Source organism: Pseudomonas sp. TE24901, from assembly GCF_054058375.1.
Map to the genome: position 1 here is coordinate 50,679 of NZ_JBSSAF010000001.1, position 16,730 is coordinate 67,408.

General features: G+C 54.3%; 13 protein-coding genes and 1 tRNA gene. 12 read left to right on the forward strand and 2 right to left on the reverse strand.

Going from position 1 to position 16,730, the window contains the following annotated elements; all coding sequences use genetic code 11:
• Nucleotides 1–37: 37 nt before the first annotated feature.
• The 10 genes from rpoD (at nt 38) to ACVWVP_RS00290 (ending at nt 10,740) form a co-directional block, all read left to right on the forward strand.
• On the forward strand, nt 38–1,888 hold the full coding sequence (rpoD, locus tag ACVWVP_RS00245; protein ID WP_178920231.1) for an RNA polymerase sigma factor RpoD: 1,851 nt from the start codon (nt 38–40) through the stop codon (nt 1,886–1,888).
• Nucleotides 1,889–2,009: 121 nt separating this feature from the next.
• Nucleotides 2,010–5,753, forward strand: a complete 3,744-nt coding sequence (locus ACVWVP_RS00250; protein WP_457404101.1) for an EAL domain-containing protein — start codon at nt 2,010–2,012, stop codon at nt 5,751–5,753.
• Nucleotides 5,754–5,769: 16 nt separating this feature from the next.
• A tRNA-Ile gene (locus ACVWVP_RS00255) sits at nt 5,770–5,846 on the forward strand.
• Between the two features lie 125 nt (nt 5,847–5,971).
• Nucleotides 5,972–7,027 (forward strand): site-specific integrase, encoded by a 1,056-nt coding sequence (locus tag ACVWVP_RS00260; protein ID WP_350614369.1) that lies wholly within the window; start codon nt 5,972–5,974, stop codon nt 7,025–7,027.
• Nucleotides 7,028–7,304: 277 nt separating this feature from the next.
• A complete protein-coding gene (locus ACVWVP_RS00265; RefSeq protein WP_457404103.1) occupies nt 7,305–7,547 on the forward strand; it encodes a plasmid-related protein in 243 nt (80 codons plus the stop codon).
• Complete coding sequence (locus ACVWVP_RS00270) at nt 7,544–8,323, forward strand: helix-turn-helix domain-containing protein (RefSeq protein WP_457404104.1); 780 nt, start codon at nt 7,544–7,546, stop codon at nt 8,321–8,323. Before ACVWVP_RS00265 ends, ACVWVP_RS00270 begins: the two co-directional genes overlap by 4 nt.
• Nucleotides 8,324–8,376: 53 nt before the next feature.
• On the forward strand, nt 8,377–8,631 hold the full coding sequence (locus ACVWVP_RS00275) for a hypothetical protein (RefSeq protein WP_457404106.1): 255 nt from the start codon (nt 8,377–8,379) through the stop codon (nt 8,629–8,631).
• A gap of 306 nt (nt 8,632–8,937) precedes the next feature.
• Complete coding sequence (locus ACVWVP_RS00280; RefSeq protein WP_457404108.1) at nt 8,938–9,402, forward strand: hypothetical protein; 465 nt, start codon at nt 8,938–8,940, stop codon at nt 9,400–9,402.
• Entirely contained in the window at nt 9,399–9,662 is a 264-nt protein-coding gene (locus tag ACVWVP_RS00285) for an EexN family lipoprotein (protein WP_457404110.1), read from the forward strand. Before ACVWVP_RS00280 ends, ACVWVP_RS00285 begins: the two co-directional genes overlap by 4 nt.
• Before the next feature lies 1 nt (nt 9,663).
• Nucleotides 9,664–10,740, forward strand: a complete 1,077-nt coding sequence (locus ACVWVP_RS00290; RefSeq protein WP_457404112.1) for a type IV secretion system protein — start codon at nt 9,664–9,666, stop codon at nt 10,738–10,740.
• Nucleotides 10,741–11,106: 366 nt separating this feature from the next.
• Here the strand turns inward: ACVWVP_RS00290 and ACVWVP_RS00295 are convergent, their stop codons facing one another.
• Nucleotides 11,107–11,421, reverse strand: a complete 315-nt coding sequence (locus ACVWVP_RS00295) for a hypothetical protein (RefSeq protein ID WP_457404115.1) — start codon at nt 11,419–11,421, stop codon at nt 11,107–11,109.
• A 518-nt stretch (nt 11,422–11,939) separates the two neighbouring features.
• On the opposite strand from ACVWVP_RS00295, the gene ACVWVP_RS00300 reads away from it, so the two are divergent.
• Both ACVWVP_RS00300 and mobC read left to right on the forward strand, forming a co-directional pair.
• Nucleotides 11,940–12,188, forward strand: a complete 249-nt coding sequence (locus tag ACVWVP_RS00300) for an antitoxin VbhA family protein (protein WP_457404117.1) — start codon at nt 11,940–11,942, stop codon at nt 12,186–12,188.
• 640 nt (nt 12,189–12,828) lie between these two features.
• Nucleotides 12,829–13,371 carry a plasmid mobilization relaxosome protein MobC gene (mobC, locus tag ACVWVP_RS00305; RefSeq protein WP_457404119.1) on the forward strand — a complete coding sequence of 181 codons (543 nt, stop codon included), beginning with the start codon at nt 12,829–12,831 and terminating at the stop codon, nt 13,369–13,371.
• A 350-nt stretch (nt 13,372–13,721) separates the two neighbouring features.
• Here the strand turns inward: mobC and ACVWVP_RS00310 are convergent, their stop codons facing one another.
• Nucleotides 13,722–16,730, reverse strand: coding sequence for a type I restriction endonuclease subunit R (locus ACVWVP_RS00310; protein WP_457404121.1), 3,009 nt, complete (start codon nt 16,728–16,730; stop codon nt 13,722–13,724).

The following is a 16,730-nucleotide window of genomic DNA, read 5'->3' on the forward strand; positions in this document are numbered from 1 at the left end:
TTTTTTGCCCGCCAAGACCTTCAGTGGATAGGGTGTTATGTCCGGAAAAGCGCAACAGCAGTCTCGTATCAAAGAGTTGATCGTTCTCGGTCGTGAGCAGGGTTACCTGACTTACGCGGAGGTCAACGACCACCTGCCTGAGGATATTTCAGATCCAGAGCAGGTGGAAGACATCATCCGCATGATCAACGACATGGGGATCAACGTATTCGAAGCTGCGCCAGATAAGGATTCCCTTATGCTGGCTGACGCCGATACCGACGAAGCCGCCGCTGAAGAAGCTGCCGCCGCGTTGGCTGCGGTGGAGACCGATATCGGCCGTACGACTGACCCTGTGCGCATGTACATGCGTGAAATGGGCACGGTCGAGCTGCTGACTCGCGAAGGCGAAATCGAAATCGCCAAGCGTATCGAAGAGGGCATCCGTGAAGTGATGGGCGCAATCGCGCACTTCCCTGGCACGGTTGACCACATTCTCTCCGAGTACAACCGCGTGACCACCGAAGGTGGCCGCCTGTCCGACGTCTTGAGCGGTTATATCGACCCGGACGACGGCATTGCCCCGCCTGCCGCCGAAGTACCGCCGCCTGTCGATGCGAAAGCTGCGAAAGCTGACGACGATTCCGATGACGACGATGCTGAAGCCAGCAGCGACGACGAAGAAGAAGTCGAAAGCGGTCCGGACCCGATCATCGCAGCCCAGCGTTTCGGTGCGGTGTCCGATCAGATGGAAGTCACCCGCAAGGCGCTGAAGAAGCACGGCCGCACCAACAAGCAGGCAATCGCCGAGCTGTTGGCCCTGGCTGAGCTGTTCATGCCGATCAAGCTGGTGCCCAAGCAATTCGAAGGCCTGGTTGAGCGCGTTCGCAGCGCCCTTGAGCGTCTGCGTGCACAAGAGCGTGCGATCATGCAGCTCTGTGTCCGCGATGCGCGCATGCCGCGTGCCGATTTCCTGCGCCAGTTCCCGGGCAACGAAGTTGACGAAAGCTGGTCCGACGCACTGGCCAAGGGCAAGGCGAAATACGCCGAAGCCATCGGCCGCCTGCAACCGGATATCATCCGTTGCCAGCAGAAGCTGACTGCACTTGAGACCGAAACCGGTCTGACGATTGCCGAGATCAAGGACATCAACCGTCGCATGTCGATCGGTGAGGCCAAGGCCCGCCGCGCGAAGAAAGAGATGGTTGAAGCGAACTTGCGTCTGGTGATCTCCATCGCCAAGAAGTACACCAACCGTGGCCTGCAATTCCTCGACCTGATCCAGGAAGGCAACATCGGCTTGATGAAGGCTGTGGACAAGTTCGAATACCGTCGTGGCTACAAGTTCTCGACCTATGCCACCTGGTGGATCCGTCAGGCGATCACTCGCTCGATCGCCGACCAGGCCCGCACCATCCGTATTCCGGTGCACATGATCGAGACGATCAACAAGCTCAACCGTATTTCCCGGCAGATGTTGCAGGAAATGGGTCGCGAACCGACTCCGGAAGAGCTGGGCGAACGCATGGAAATGCCTGAGGACAAGATCCGCAAGGTATTGAAGATCGCTAAAGAGCCGATCTCCATGGAAACCCCGATCGGTGATGATGAAGACTCCCATCTGGGTGACTTCATCGAAGACTCGACCATGCAGTCGCCAATCGATGTCGCCACCGTTGAGAGCTTGAAAGAAGCGACCCGCGACGTACTGTCCGGCCTCACTGCCCGTGAAGCCAAGGTACTGCGCATGCGTTTCGGCATCGACATGAATACCGACCACACCCTTGAGGAAGTCGGTAAGCAGTTTGACGTGACCCGCGAGCGGATCCGTCAGATCGAAGCCAAAGCGCTGCGCAAGTTGCGCCACCCGACGCGAAGCGAGCATCTGCGCTCCTTCCTCGACGAGTGATACCAGAACCCCCGGCCCAGGCCGGGGGTTTTGTTTTGTATCGATAAAATCCTTCGCAGCACCTCCCTCCCGCAATGCCCGTCTACACTCGAAACATTCCCCGTGCCATAACGAGACCGTTATGCCCAGATTGCCGACTGTGTTACTGCTGTCGCTGCTGACCTGGACCGCAACGGCTGGCGCGTTGACTCTTACTGATGATGAGCGTGGCTGGTTGGCGGACCATCAGGAGCTGCGCCTGGGCGTGGACGCGTCCTGGCCACCGTTTGAATACCGCGACGAAAATGGCCGCTACCAAGGTTTGGCGGCTGACTATGTGCGCCTGATACAGGACCGCTTGGGCGTCAGGATCAAGCTGATCGAGCCGGCAAACTGGACCGCTGTGCTGGAGCAGGCCAAAAACAACCAGCTGGATTTGCTACCCGGTATCATGTCCACCCCGGAGCGCCAGAGCTACCTGGCGTTTACGCGCCCGTACCTGGACTTCCCCATCGTCATCCTCGCCCATGAAGGCGGCGCGAAACCGCGCAACCTCAAGGACCTGTACGGGCTCAAGATCGCCGTGGTGGAGAACTACGCCCCCCACGAATTGCTGCGCACTCACCACCCCGACCTCAACCTGGTGGCCATGCCTAATGTCAGCTCCACCCTGCAAGCCCTGGCCACGGACGAAGTGGACGCGGTGGTGGGCGACCTGGCTTCCAGCGTCTGGAGCCTGCGTCAGCTCAAGCTCGACGGTTTATATGTCAGCGGAGAAACGCCCTACCGCTATCAACTGGCGATGGGCGTGCCACGGGACGGGAAAATGCTGGTGGGCATTCTGGACAAAGTCCTCGCCGACCTCAGTTCGGATGAAACCGATGCCATCCAGCAGCACTGGGTAGGCAGTTTTACCGATCACCGTACGTTCTGGGCGGACCTGCTGCTGTACGGCCTGCCAGCCGTATTACTGCTGAGCACTGTGCTGGCCATCGTGATTCGGATCAATCGTCGGCTCAGTTCGGAAATTTCCCGCCGCGTGGCCCTTGAGCAGGAACTGCGCAGCAGCGAATACCACTATCGCGGCCTGGTGGAGAGCCTGTCCGCCATCGCCTGGGAAGCCAGCATCACTGATTTCACCTACAGCTACGTTTCCCCCCACGCCGAGGAACTGCTGGGCTACCCGCGGGCGCACTGGCTGATCCCGGGCTTCTGGCGCAACATCATCCACCCCGCCGACCTGACGCGCGCCGAAGCCTACTGCTACCGCGAAACCCGCGCCAACCGCGACCACAGCCTGGATTATCGCGTCATCACCGCTGATGGCCGCTGCCTATGGGTGCGGGATATTGTCAGCCTGATCGAGCACGGGCATGAGCCGGTACTGCGTGGCTTGATGATCGACATCAGCGAAGCCAAGCGCACCGAGGAAGCACTGCAGCTGTCCGAGCAGAAATTCGCCTCAGTGTTCCAGCAATGCCCGGACATCCTGGTGATCGCACGGCTGTCGGATGGCTGCCTGCTGGAGGTCAACAAGGCCTTTGAGGACCAGATCGGCCTGAGCGCTGCCGACGTTGTCGGCAAAACCGCCACCGAGCTGAATATCTGGGGCATCCAGGGGGTCGGTCCCGACCTGCTGCAACGGGTGCAGACCACCAGCATTCGCAACCTGGAAATGCCCTTTTTACGCAGCAACGGCCAGGCCTTCATCGGGCTGATCTCGGCCGAACCGTTCCAACTCGACACCACCGAAGCCCTGGTGGTGGTGGTACGCGACATCACCCAACTCAAGGAAACCCAGCAACAACTGCAGACCTCCGAAGAGAAGTTCGCCAAGGCGTTCCATGCCTCGCCCGACGGCTTGCTGCTCAGCCGCCAGCGCGATGGGCTGCTGATTGAAGTGAACGAAGGCTTCAGCCGCCTCACCGGGTTCACCAGCGCAACTTCCCTGGACCAGTCCACGCTCGACCTGGGTATCTGGGTCGACCTCAACGAACGCAAGCATATGCTGGAGCTGATGCAGCGCGACGGTTTCGTACGCGACTTCATCTGCCATATCCGGCGCGCCGACGGCCTGATTCGCCTGTGCGAGCTGTCCAGTCGCCCGCTACCCATCGGCGATGAAGATTGCATGCTCACCATCGCCCGCGACATCACCGACCGCCAGCTAATGCAGGAAAAACTCCAGCAAGCCGCCACTGTGTTCGAGAGCACGGCCGAGGGCGTGCTGATCACCGACACCCGCCAGAACATCAGTGCCGTGAACCGCGCATTCACCGAAATCACCGGCTACAGCGAAGTCGAGGCCCTCGGCCACACCCCGCGCCTGCTCGCGTCCGGCCTGCACGACAGCGCGTTCTACGCCGCGATGTGGCACCAACTGACGGCTCAGGGGCATTGGCAGGGCGAGATCTCCAACCGTCGCAAGAATGGCGAGCTGTACCCCAGCTGGCTGACGATCAGTGCCGTGCGCAACCGCGACCAGTTGATCACCCACTTTGTTGCGGTGTTCGCCGATATTTCCAGCCTCAAACTGGCCCAGGCCCGTCTCGACTACCAGGCCCACCACGACCCACTGACCGGCCTGCCCAACCGCACGCTGTTCGAAAGCCGCTTGCAGGCCGCCCTCAACGGCCATCAGGAAACCGGTAAACAGGGTGCCGTGCTGTTTCTGGACCTGGACCGCTTCAAACACATCAACGACAGCCTCGGCCATCCCATCGGCGACCTGTTGCTCAAGGACATCGCCGTGCGCCTCAAGGAGCAATTGCGCGACATCGACACGGTGGCCCGCCTGGGCGGCGACGAATTCATCATCCTGCTGCCGGGCCTGCAACACGCCAGCGACGCCGAACACCTGGCCAATAAGCTGCTGGCGTGCTTCACCCCACCGTTCCAGGCCGGCGAGCACGAGTTCTTTATCAGCGCCAGTATCGGCACCAGCCTTTACCCCCAGGACGGCACCGACGTCGCCACCCTGGTCAAGAACGCCGACGCGGCGATGTACCGCTCCAAGGCCAAGGGTCGCAACCGGGTCGAAAGCTACACCCGCGACCTCACGGCCCAGGCCAATGAGCGCGTGGCGCTGGAGCATGAACTGCGCCGCGCGATCGAGCGCGAGGAACTGAGCCTCTACTACCAGCCCAAACAGAGCCTGCTGACTCAGGAATTGATCGGCGCCGAAGCCCTGATCCGCTGGCATCACCCGACCTTTGGCGAAGTGCCTCCCGAGCATTTCATTGCCCTGGCCGAAGAGAACGGCATGATCCTGCAGATTGGCGACTGGGTGCTGGAGCAAGCCTGTCGCCAAATGTCCGCCTGGAGAGAGGCCTTCGATGATTTCGGCCCGCTGTCGGTCAACCTCGCCGGCGCACAACTGCGTCACCCCGGCTTGCTGGCACGCATCGAGCAATTGCTGCGCGACTACCGCCTCGACCCCGGCAACCTGCAATTGGAGATCACCGAAAACTTCATCATGAGCCAGGCCGAGGAGGCCCTGGAGGTGCTGCACCAGCTCAAGCGCCTGGGTGTGCAACTGGCTATCGATGATTTTGGCACCGGCTACTCATCCCTCAGCTACCTCAAGCGCCTGCCGCTGGACTTCCTGAAGATCGACCAATCCTTCGTGCGCGGCCTGCCCGACGACCCCCACGACGCCGCCATCGTACGAGCCATCATCGCCCTGGGCCACAGCATGCAATTCACCATCATCGCCGAAGGCGTGGAGAACCCCGCCCAGCAAGCCTTCCTGGCCGCAGAAGGCTGCGAGCAGATGCAAGGCTACATCGTCAGCCTGCCCCTGCCGCCCGAGCTGTTTGCCGCTACCTTCCTTCGTATGAGCCTTGAGGATTTTTCGGATAGCACAGCGGAGAAACCATCGCTATAATCCGCGACCTGTTACAGGGCCTATAGCTCAGTTGGTCAGAGCAGAGGACTCATAATCCTTTGGTCCACGGTTCAAGTCCGTGTGGGCCCACCAACTCCAAAGCCGCGCATTGCGCGGCTTTCGCGTTTCTGGCTGGTCCATCGCAGATACAGTCCTATGGTCCAAGGGTACAATTTAGGTACAGTGCTGGTTCGCCAGCCGCCTAGGAGCCCCCTCTCATGGCTACTCTCGTCAAAACACCTTCCGGCACCTGGAAGGCGCTCATTCGTAAAAATGGCTGGCCCACTGTCGCCAAAACCTTCCGCACAAAGCGTGATGCGGAGGACTGGTCGAGGCGTACCGAAGAAGAAATGGTGCGTGGCGTGTACATCCGGCGTAGCGGCTCGGAGAAAATGACGCTAGAGGCTGCACTCAAGCGCTACCTGAGCGACATAACCCCCACCAAGAAGCCCACCACTCAGCGTGGCGAAACCTCGAAAGCCAAGAAGCTCATCGAACACCTGGGCAAATACTCACTGGCCGCCCTCTCCGCTGAAATCATCGCTGGTTATCGTGACAAGCGCCTAAACGAACCCAGCCGTGGTGGGACCATCAGCAACAACACCGTGCGCCTCGAACTTGCGCTATTGAGCCACCTGTACACGGTAGCGATTCAGGAATGGGGGTTGGGTCTTACGTTCAACCCAGTGCTGAACATCCGCAAGCCGAGCCCTGGGGATGGTCGTGACCGAAGATTATCGCCGGAGGAAGAACGCCTTTTGCTCGCGGCCGTGAATCGACACAGCAACCCTATGCTGGGCTGGATTGTTTGCATCGCTCTGGAAACGGGCATGCGCTCCTCTGAGATCTCTTCCCTACGTCGACCTCAAGTGGATTTGGCAAAGCGCGTCATACGTCTCTCAGACACAAAGAACGACGGTTCCCGAACCGTTCCACTGAGCAAGCGCGCGACTGAGGTATTCAAAGCTGCGATGGATAACCCGGTGCGACCAATCGACTGCAATCTGGTGTTTTTCGGTGAGCCAGGGAAGGATGGGAAGCGTCGGCCGTATACCTTCACGAAAATATGGGGGCAGTTGAAGAAGAAGCTTGATCTGCCTGATTTCAGGTTTCACGATCTGCGCCATGAGGCAGTGAGTCGACTTGTCGAAGGCGGGTTATCTGATCAAGAGGTGTCGGCCATCAGTGGTCATAAATCAATGCAAATGCTCAAGCGATATACCCACCTTCGGGCTGAAGATCTGGTTGAAAAGCTGGACAAGATCTCAAGATGACTAATCCGCCCAAAAAAACTTGATATAAATGCGACTATTTTCATAGTCGCACAACCAAAAACAACAAAACACCAACAACCATCAGATACATATAGACATCATCAGAGTTTCACCACCCAACTTTAAAACCAAGATAGCTAATCCGAAGCTACCAAGACATACAAAACCTTGAACCAAAATACTACATATTGGTAATTTCAGCACACTAGCCAGTTTGACAATACGGCAATCCCACTCAAGAATTCGCAGACCTTCACCAAACACTGCGAGCTTACACATGACGACCGAAGAGTATTTACTTAACCGTTTCGGACCCTTAATGAGCATTCTAGATATTGCCAATTTACTAGGGCGTTCTCCTGACGGAGTGAGAGTCTCTCTTTATTCCGACAGCGACATTTCCCGCAAGCTCAAGCCAGCAATGATCCGAATCGGCCGTCGTGTATATTTCAGGACAATGCAGATCAATGATGCGCTCAACTTAGACTCTGAGGTAAGTCCCCAGGACAAACTGCAATGAGCTACAAAGCCTATGACTGGGTCTGGACACACACGTTCGGCTCCCCTACCGCGAAGCTTGTAATGATGGCAGTAGCTAAACATGCGGATGAAAAAGGAATGTGTTGGCCAAGAGTGCGGACTCTAGCCGAGTTTTGCGGAATTTCCTCCAGAACCGTGCAACGTCAACTGAAGGAATTTGAAAGAGCCGGCCTTATAACCATTCAGAAAAAGTATCGTGGCGATGGGGGACAAACGGCGAATGTATATTGCATAGCGCTTCCTGTCGTAAAAGGCTTAGGCACCACTGACACCGCTGTCACCGGGGGGATGTCACCCACGACACCCCAGCCCCAGACACCAGAGTGTCACGGGGGGAATGACACAGCAGTGACACACCAAGAACTAACAAGAGAACCCCAAAAAGAACTACTACAAACAACAAATGACGAGCTGCGCCTGCCTAAGCTGTTAAAGAAAGGAGATCGCGCATGGATCGTTCAACTCTTGGAGGACATTCCTAGGTATGACCATCAAGTACTTCTTGATGAGCTTTCGGAAGCACTGAAATCTGGAAAAATCACGACAACCCCACAGCGATGGTTTTATGGATTGAAGAAAAACTACTTGAATGGAAATTTTTGCCCTCTCGCGAAACCGAGCAAGTTAAAACCAGCAACCGATCCAAGCTTAATAACGGACAGTATCGACAAACCATTACTGATGAGCCACGAAAGCAAACAAGAACACATTAATGCTTTGAAGTTATTAACTAGGAATACGATACGACCTCTGTAGCCATCGACAATTAAAGCCACAAACTAAACGAACAGCATTGAAAGGACAGAGCTATGTCACTCCATTTTAAGCAGCTTGAAAGCTATTGCGACAGCCTAGACAGAACAGGCGATATACAAGTCATCCTCAGAGCGCACTACAAAAACGGCTTTGCACTCAGTGTCTCCGACGGTGTAATAGATCACACTGTCATCGATGAAGAGAATCGCCCCTACTGGTTCAGGACAGTAGAAATGGCATTAGATGAGCTCGCAAACATTCCGTATATTGCTGACCAGATCATGATTGACCGAAAGTCTTGGTCTTGATTTTGAAACCAAAGCGTCAACCAATGAACGCAGCTAATTTATACCCCAAGAACGCCTAAGCGTGCAGGGTGCTGGGACCGAAAAGAAAGTCCCTGACAGGTGGGAACAGTAGCTCGATAGAAAGAGCCACCGGACAAGCAGCGGAAAGACGCGCCGTATAGACCACATCCCAAGAGCGCCGCAAAGGCTCACTGGATACGGGCCTTAAACAAGCCCTGACTGGCGAGAAAAGTAGCTCGATAAAAAGAGTCGCCGGACGGCTGGAAAGACAGCTCTGCGTTCGCCCCTACTCCAAGGAGCAACACAATGATTTCGTACCTTTACCTACCGATTCTCACCTTCTGCACGTTCGTTCTCATCTCCATCCGCCGATACTGGGTCTGCGTGGACCACCTCGGATACATGAAAGAGGTTTCGACACGGGCACCGTCGTTACTGCACCGGGACCTAATAGCCGCAGTGCTTGCGATGGTGCCATTCGCAATGGCGGCGATTGATTGGTTTGAAATAACGCTTCCCCGGCAGTCAGCCCCCATTCCTTCAGGTTTCGCTGCACTGCTCTCGGTGTGCTGCGTATGCACCTGCATAGGCGTTCTAAACAAGACCCTTGAACGCCTCGCAGGCAACTGGGCGGAAACGCGGGAAAGCGTTCTCCGCACGGTCGCGGCGCTACGGATCATTGATCAAGCAGAGCTGAATGTATTGAGCAATCACAGCCCGAAAGCCGTAAGCACGGAACCAAGCAGCATCGGCCAGGTGGTGAAGAAATGAACAAGGTCCCTGCTCTACTGCTCATCGCTGCTTCAATTCTCACGGGCTGCGGACAACAAGAACCGGTTCAAACCGTTGACTGGTACAAGGCCAATCCATCTGAGCGGTTGAAAATGCTAGAGAGGTGCAAAGCCAACCCTGGAGAGCTATCGATCTCTGCGAACTGCATCAACGCATCATCTGCCGCGAATGCCATAACGCTGGAGCTGCGTGGTTACAAACAGCGCGAACCGGTCAATTTTTCTTCTCAGGGAAAATAGAATGACCACCACGACCGGAATATTTGAATGGATCGCGGGGAGCATGGACCAAACGCTCCAGACGTTCATACGCATCACTTCCAGCCAAGTCATCAATGACTTTTCACTGACGATAACGCTGTGCGGAACGCTCTACCTGACCATGATCGGATTCATGATGATCATTGGCACAATCGAGCAACCCGCGTCCCACCTCCTCAAGACCTGTGGAAAATTTCTGCTTATCAGCGGACTGGCAATGAACGCGGACACGTACATGTCGTGGGTAGTGGAGGCACTAAATGGCTTGGAAACGGGGGTAGCATCTGCCTTTTCAGCAACAGGCGATTCAACGGCCTCAACATCTGTATTTCAGGTAGTGGACAAGGCAATGTCCGACGGCTGGGCGATAGGCGCCGATATTCTAGCGAAGATGGGAACGCGCGCCTGGCATGAAGTGGGCATGATCTTTTTTGATTTGCTGACTGCCATCATCGTCTACGCGGCGACACTCGTCATCGCGGTTCCAGCAGGGGCCATGATCATCGTTGCAAAGGGAATGTTGTCGATCATGCTGGGCATCGGCCCAATTTTTATCATGATGCTGTTGTTCGGGCAGTTCACATCCAAATGGTTCGATAGCTGGTTCGCCCAGGTCATCACATACATTCTGCAAATCGCGCTGGTGCTCACAGTGCTCAGCTTCGGGATCAAATTTTTCTCGTCGCTGACCAGCGACATACTCGCAACACCCGCTGACTACCCCATCTCCACATTTCTGGAACTTCTGGTGGTGACGGTCGTGGTGTTGTACATGTTGCAGCAAGCCAACGCTGTTGCTGGGAGCCTTGCAGGCGGGTTATCAAGTGCAGGACTCACCCTACGCGGAATCGCAAGCGGTGCCGCTTCACCGATCACCAAAGGGCTTAACCGACAGTCCACACGCCGCGACATGCAGTCGGGGCAAATGGTCACCGCTGGACGACTGAACCATCTTGCGGCTGGTAACACAGCCTGGAACCCCGCGTACCGACAGCACGTCATGCAGAACATGGGCAAAAACTGGGGCAATGCGACAGGGGGAAAAGTGAACCGCTAGGCCTGAATCAAAGTTCATCAGACCTCGCTTCGGCGAGGTCTTTTTTTGAGCAACTTCAACAAGCGGATGACGGGTCAAGGGGTTGGTGCGGCCCGCAGGAGCGAAGCGACGAGGACCCGGCCCCTTGATGCGGCAGAAGCGACCCACGCTCACGTCACGGGTGTAGGGGATCAAGGCCGGAGGCCTCCCCTGCACCCTTGACGACAGAGGGCGACTCGCTCCCTTCCCGCTTGCGGGAAGGGCGGGGGGATGGGTTACGAAAGAACGTTAACCCATAGAATTTAATTACTTAACGGCAAAAACAAGACAGTTTCAGCGTGTACGCATTGATGGTATTTGCGTACACAAACGCTCAAGACCGGACGATCACTTGGTCCGATAAATCCTTCGAAACCAAGTCTTACCTTTGTAAAGACGTTTACAGATCTTGATGGACAGAATGCCTACCAGCACCAGTACGACCCCGAACACAATCCAGAGGAATGTCGAATTGGTGGAGAGGTGATCATGAACGAGCTTCGCCGCATACCAACCTGCCGCCACTGAAACGACAATGAAAAAGATGGTGATTGCCCCAGGCGTGCCATAGGCAATTTCCGCATGACAGCCTCTACAAACTGAGGCGCCCCACGGGACGTCGTTCATGCAATGTGGGCAACTGACGGTTTGATTGGTTTGCACCGGTTCACTCCTTTGAAAAGCTTCCTTGAAGAACCGCTAGTCTAACGGATGTTCTCCCCAGCGAGTCATCAGGGGACACGCAGACACGGATCAGAAATCCAAACGATTGGAATGTTTGAACATCAGCCTTGAAGCTCCGCGCCCTGCTTGGGCAACCCCTTCGGTTGCATCCCGTGTCCGAACTTGCCGGACTGGCTGCGGGGCAGGCACGGCGGGCGGAGCCCTTGACCTACCCCTGGCGATAGGCTGAGCGCTTCCTATGGAGTCAAGGGTACGGCTACGCCCGGCATCCTCGCCCGTTCGGTGCTCGCCTTCGGCTCCGCTCCGCATGCGGCCTCCGGTGCCGCCCTTGACACCACATCCAGCAAGAACCTTGGTACTTTGGCTACTGTACGATTTCATGTATACCAAGGCTTCCATCAAGATCCTGTTGCCTGGTCAACGCCCGCAGCATGAGGGTCGTCAACTTCCATTCCTTTGTGTATGAACAAAGTTTCTCAAGCTCGTCAGGGACAGGTATGACCTTCGAAAATCAAAACGCAGCCAAACAGCAAGGCAAAGTTGAACCCTCAACCAATAATGATCGGCCGGAGACACACCTGCTCACTGAGTCCGAACGGAGTGAGCGGATAAAAGCTGTGAGCTTTGCCACTGCCTCACTAAACCAATCGGGATTTGAAGTCACCGAAGCAATGCGGCTCCTGGGCGAGCGCTACATCAATGGTGAGATTGAATTGAATGAGTTCGTAGCAACCGCGATGAAATAAATCCCTCAGCCCGACCTGACCGGTCTTTCCATAGGGCTTCGCCACGGTCGGCAGAGAGCCACTCGACGCCGCAAGACCGGCGAAATACCGACTCCGGAGCTGTCAGCTCAAATCAGGGGTTGTCGTGATGGAACGTCGATGAGACGTTTTGGCTTGAGGATAATCGCGTCATCCAACACCTCGACATCCAAATCGTCCCCAAGGGCTAAGCCCATTTTTGCGAGTAGTTCCAATGGCAACTCGACGATAACGTCGCCACTTCCATCAACAGTACCCTGACACTTCACAGTCCAGCGTTCGCTTCCGCACATAACCGTACAACCCTCAAGTCTTCGTTGGACGAGTTCTATCATGCCCGTGCTGTAGCTACCAACTTCATTCAAGCCCTCCAAGGAAGGCCGCTAGGCTGAACGAGTACAGTCGGTATCAACTGCAATGCAAGCGGGGTCATGTATGAAAGACGGTGAAGCACTAATGCAGGATAGGCAGATCGCCGGTTAATAGACGCCCAAAGCTTGTTCATGAACAAGGACTCAAGCGCATGGAGATCTAGTGCAGGATAGGCAAAACGCCGGTAAAGTACGCGCGTACTTTGGAAAAAATCTCGCGGCATTACCGCTGGTTGCTTTGGACGGCCACCATGAAAAAAGAAAATCCGTACCTGAACGTGTACTTGGGTTCACTGAAAAAGCCATGGGCTGACTACTGCGCGTCAATTGGAAAGAAGCCCGGTGCGGCTCTCAAAGAAGCGATTGAAAGACAGCTAGAAAGCGCGGAAGCGTCACTAGAGCCGAAGGTGTATCAGCAAACCAAGCCAACCCCAGATAAAGTGCCAAAGGTGCGAGTTGAGATCCTGCTGACACCATCCGAAAAGGCAGCTCTTTTAAAGCGCGCCGAAGTTGAACGATGCTCACAGCGTCGATGGATCATCGATGCAATTCGGGCCGGACTGACAAATGAAGCGCAGTTCAGCATGAGTGAAATCGAGGCATTGGGCGAATCCAATTACCAGCTGCTTGCTATAGGTCGAAATTTGAACCAGATCGCGAGAAAGCTGAACGAAGGCGACTCCACACCCGTTCAAGCCAAATTGATCGAGGGGTTAAGTGAAACAATCGACAAGCATACGCATGCCGTATGCTCAACTATCCGAGCCAGCCTTGAGCGCTGGGATCTGGAGTGAGAACGGCAGCCATCTATGCAGCAACTCTCAAAAGTATTTTTATAATGACTGGATGGACTTGGCCACTATATTTTTCCAAAATCATTAAAAGACAGTTATGTTGATATAATAATATCACGTTATATTTATAGCCATCAATCCAGATGAGCACTCAATAACCTCAGAGACTTCCTAAGTTACGGTTTGTATAATGCAGATTAGTCACATCGAGCAAAGATCCCGATCACTCAACCAGCCTGATGCAGCATTTATTAAAAATATGCAGCTGAGCCGAATAAGCGCTGTTTGGCAAGCCTGAAGACTTAAAGACACGCATAGCACAACATGGCTTATTACTGCACCAAACAATCTTACGAAGAAAGGCGATTGTATACTTTACTACCTAACCAACGGGCTATTACATCTTGCAAGTCAGGCTTACTCATATAGCCAACAAAAAGCTCCTCATTCAGCTCCATTCGTTCGACAAATAGAGATTCAAGCACCTCTCTAAATAACAACTGAAACTTACCCAACGAATTTACTGTAGCGGCTTTCCTAAGAGATTCAATTGCAATTGCAGATTCTGTTATTTGATCAAAGAAAAGTTGATCAGAGTCGTTCAACTCGACACCAAATCTTTCATTAATCAAATCAATCAGACGAGAAAGAGACAGGTTCTCCTCACGCACCATGCCTGAACCTACTTCACGTGGGCCGTCTAGCGGCTTGGCATACCCCTCGTTTAGGCTGATCGAACCTTCGCTGATCTTCTGCAGACGGTAATAGTCTAGCTCAACTTCCTCGTTAAACTGGTACCCTACACCAGTCTTACGTTTTGGCAACTTCAAAGACAAGTGACGCAGGAAGGTAAACAATTTTTCAAGATCACTATCCTGATACGGAATCACCTGACTCAAAAAGCTGTACAAATTGCGGAAGGCATGTAACTTGCCATGCCACAACTCGGCCTCCTCTTCCTCATTGTCTTGCAAATGTGTAAAGCGTGCCACCGCCCGATCCAACAGTGCATTCATGGCCTTGTGATCACCCAGGCTCTGTCTACGCTTAGGGGCGAAAAAGATACTTGAGAACTCTTCTACCTCTGACTGCTGATAAACACCCGAAGAATCAAGTTCAGATTTGACCTCATAAAGTTTGTCGGCATCAACCTGTTCCCCCATCACCGAGCCTTCGTAATACTGTCGGAAAGCTTCTTGAATCTCACCAGGTTCGTTGATGAAATCAAGCACGAAAGTGTCATCTTTGAGCGGATGCGTACGATTCAGACGTGAAAGAGTTTGGACTGCCTGAACTCCCGCCAGACGCTTGTCCACATACATTGTATGCAACAGAGGCTGGTCAAAGCCGGTCTGATACTTTTCAGCTACCAGCAACACGCGGAAATCTGGTTTCGCGAACACCTCAGGCAGATCCTTTTCCTTAAGGCCGTCGTTCATGTCGACCTCGCGGTAAACTTTCTCAGTGATTTTGTTGTCCTCAACGGCTCCGGAGAAAGCTACGAGGCTCTTTATAGGGTAGCCTTTTTCCTTGATGTAACGATCGAACTCTTGCTTATACCGAACGGCTTCCAGACGTGAACCTGTAACCACCATTGCCTTGGCATGACCACCGATTTTATGACTAGTGAAATGTTGAAAGTGCTCCACCATTACTTCTGTCTTCTGCCCGATGTTGTGCGGGTGCAAGCGCATAAAGCGAGCTAATGCCTTGGCCGCTTTCTTGCGCTCGACGCTCGGGTCGTCCTTGGCCATTTTAATTAGCTTGTAATATGTCTTATAAGTGACGTAATTCTTGAGCACGTCTTCAATAAAGCCCTCTTCAATGGCCTGTTTCATCGTATAACGGTGAAAAGGATGTCCGTTTCTGCCGAACATTGCCAAGGTTTTATGTTTGGGCGTCGCAGTGAAAGCAAAGAAACTTATATTCGGCTGCTGACTCCGATTGGTCATAGAGCGATACAGACGCTCCAGCTCAACTTCGCCCTCATCCGCGGCAATTTCCCGTGCCTTTTTACGCAACTCAGCGCCGCCGAGGACGCCCTTCAGCTCAGCGGCAGTCTCGCCGGATTGGGAACTGTGGGCCTCGTCTATGATGACTGCGTACTTCCGAGTGGGCAGATGACTCTTGTTACCATCACCGCGCTCCTCGCTCAGCTTAGCCAGGTGGCCCGAGACAAAAGGAAACTTTTGTAACGTGGTGATTATGATTGGGGTGCCGGTTTCTAACGCCTCGGCTAGCTGGCGCGAATCTCCATCGATTTTCAGTACCACTCCCTGACGATGGTCAAACTGGTAAATTGTATTTTGGAGCTGGCGATCTAATACCACGCGATCAGTGATAACTACCACGCTGTCGAACAAGCGCTCGTTACGTTCGTTGTGCATGTTGGATAATCGGTGCGCTAGCCAAGCGATTGTATTGCTCTTACCGCTGCCCGCCGAATGCTCAATTAGATAGTTATGACCCACTCCTTTACTGCCCGCAGATGCCACTATTTGGCGCACTGCCTGCAATTGGTGATATCGCGGAAAGATCAGATTTTCCTTGCGTACCTTCTTGCCGTCATCCGATACCTTCTCCTGAATATCGAGGTGAAGGAAGCGGGCTAAGAGATCCAGCAGGCTGTCTCGCTGCAGTACTTCCTCCCATAGATAAGCAGTCTTGTAATTTCGCCCAGCCGGATCTGGCTGGTTACCCGCCCCCCCATTAGATCCACGGTTGAATGGTAAAAACTGGGTGGAGGAGCCCGCCAAGCGCGTCGCCATGTGTGCTTCTTCGGTGTCTACCGCAAAATGCACCAAGGTACGCTTACCGAACTCAAAGATAGGGTCACGCTGGTCACGGTCGCGGCGATATTGATAAATAGCGTCAGACGCCGTCAGCCCTGAGAGTGGATTCTTCAGCTCCAGCGTCACAACTGGAATACCATTGACCGTCAGCACGACATCCAGGGACTTCTCACTTTTGGGACTGAAGTGCAGCTGACGAGTTAGACCCAGACGGTTAGCTTGGTAGCGAGCCTCTAGCTCCGCATTAAGACCATGAGCAGGGCGAAAGAACGCCACGCGCAGTGTTTTGCCAAAACACTTGAAGCCATGGCGTAACGTAGCTAGCGTGCCATGGGTATTCAACCACTTAGTCAACGACTCCAATACGCGCTCGCTTGTCTGCACACCGTGCAGGACTTCTAGCTTTTCCCAAACTCGAGGTTGTGTATCGCGAATGAAGGCTAACGCTTCAGCTGGAAAGATGGCGCGCTCACGGTCGAAGCTCCTGCCATCGACCTTGCTGTAGCCATCGCTCAGTAAGACCACCTCGATTGCAGTTTCGAAAGCTTCTTCGCTGGTGCGCTTCAT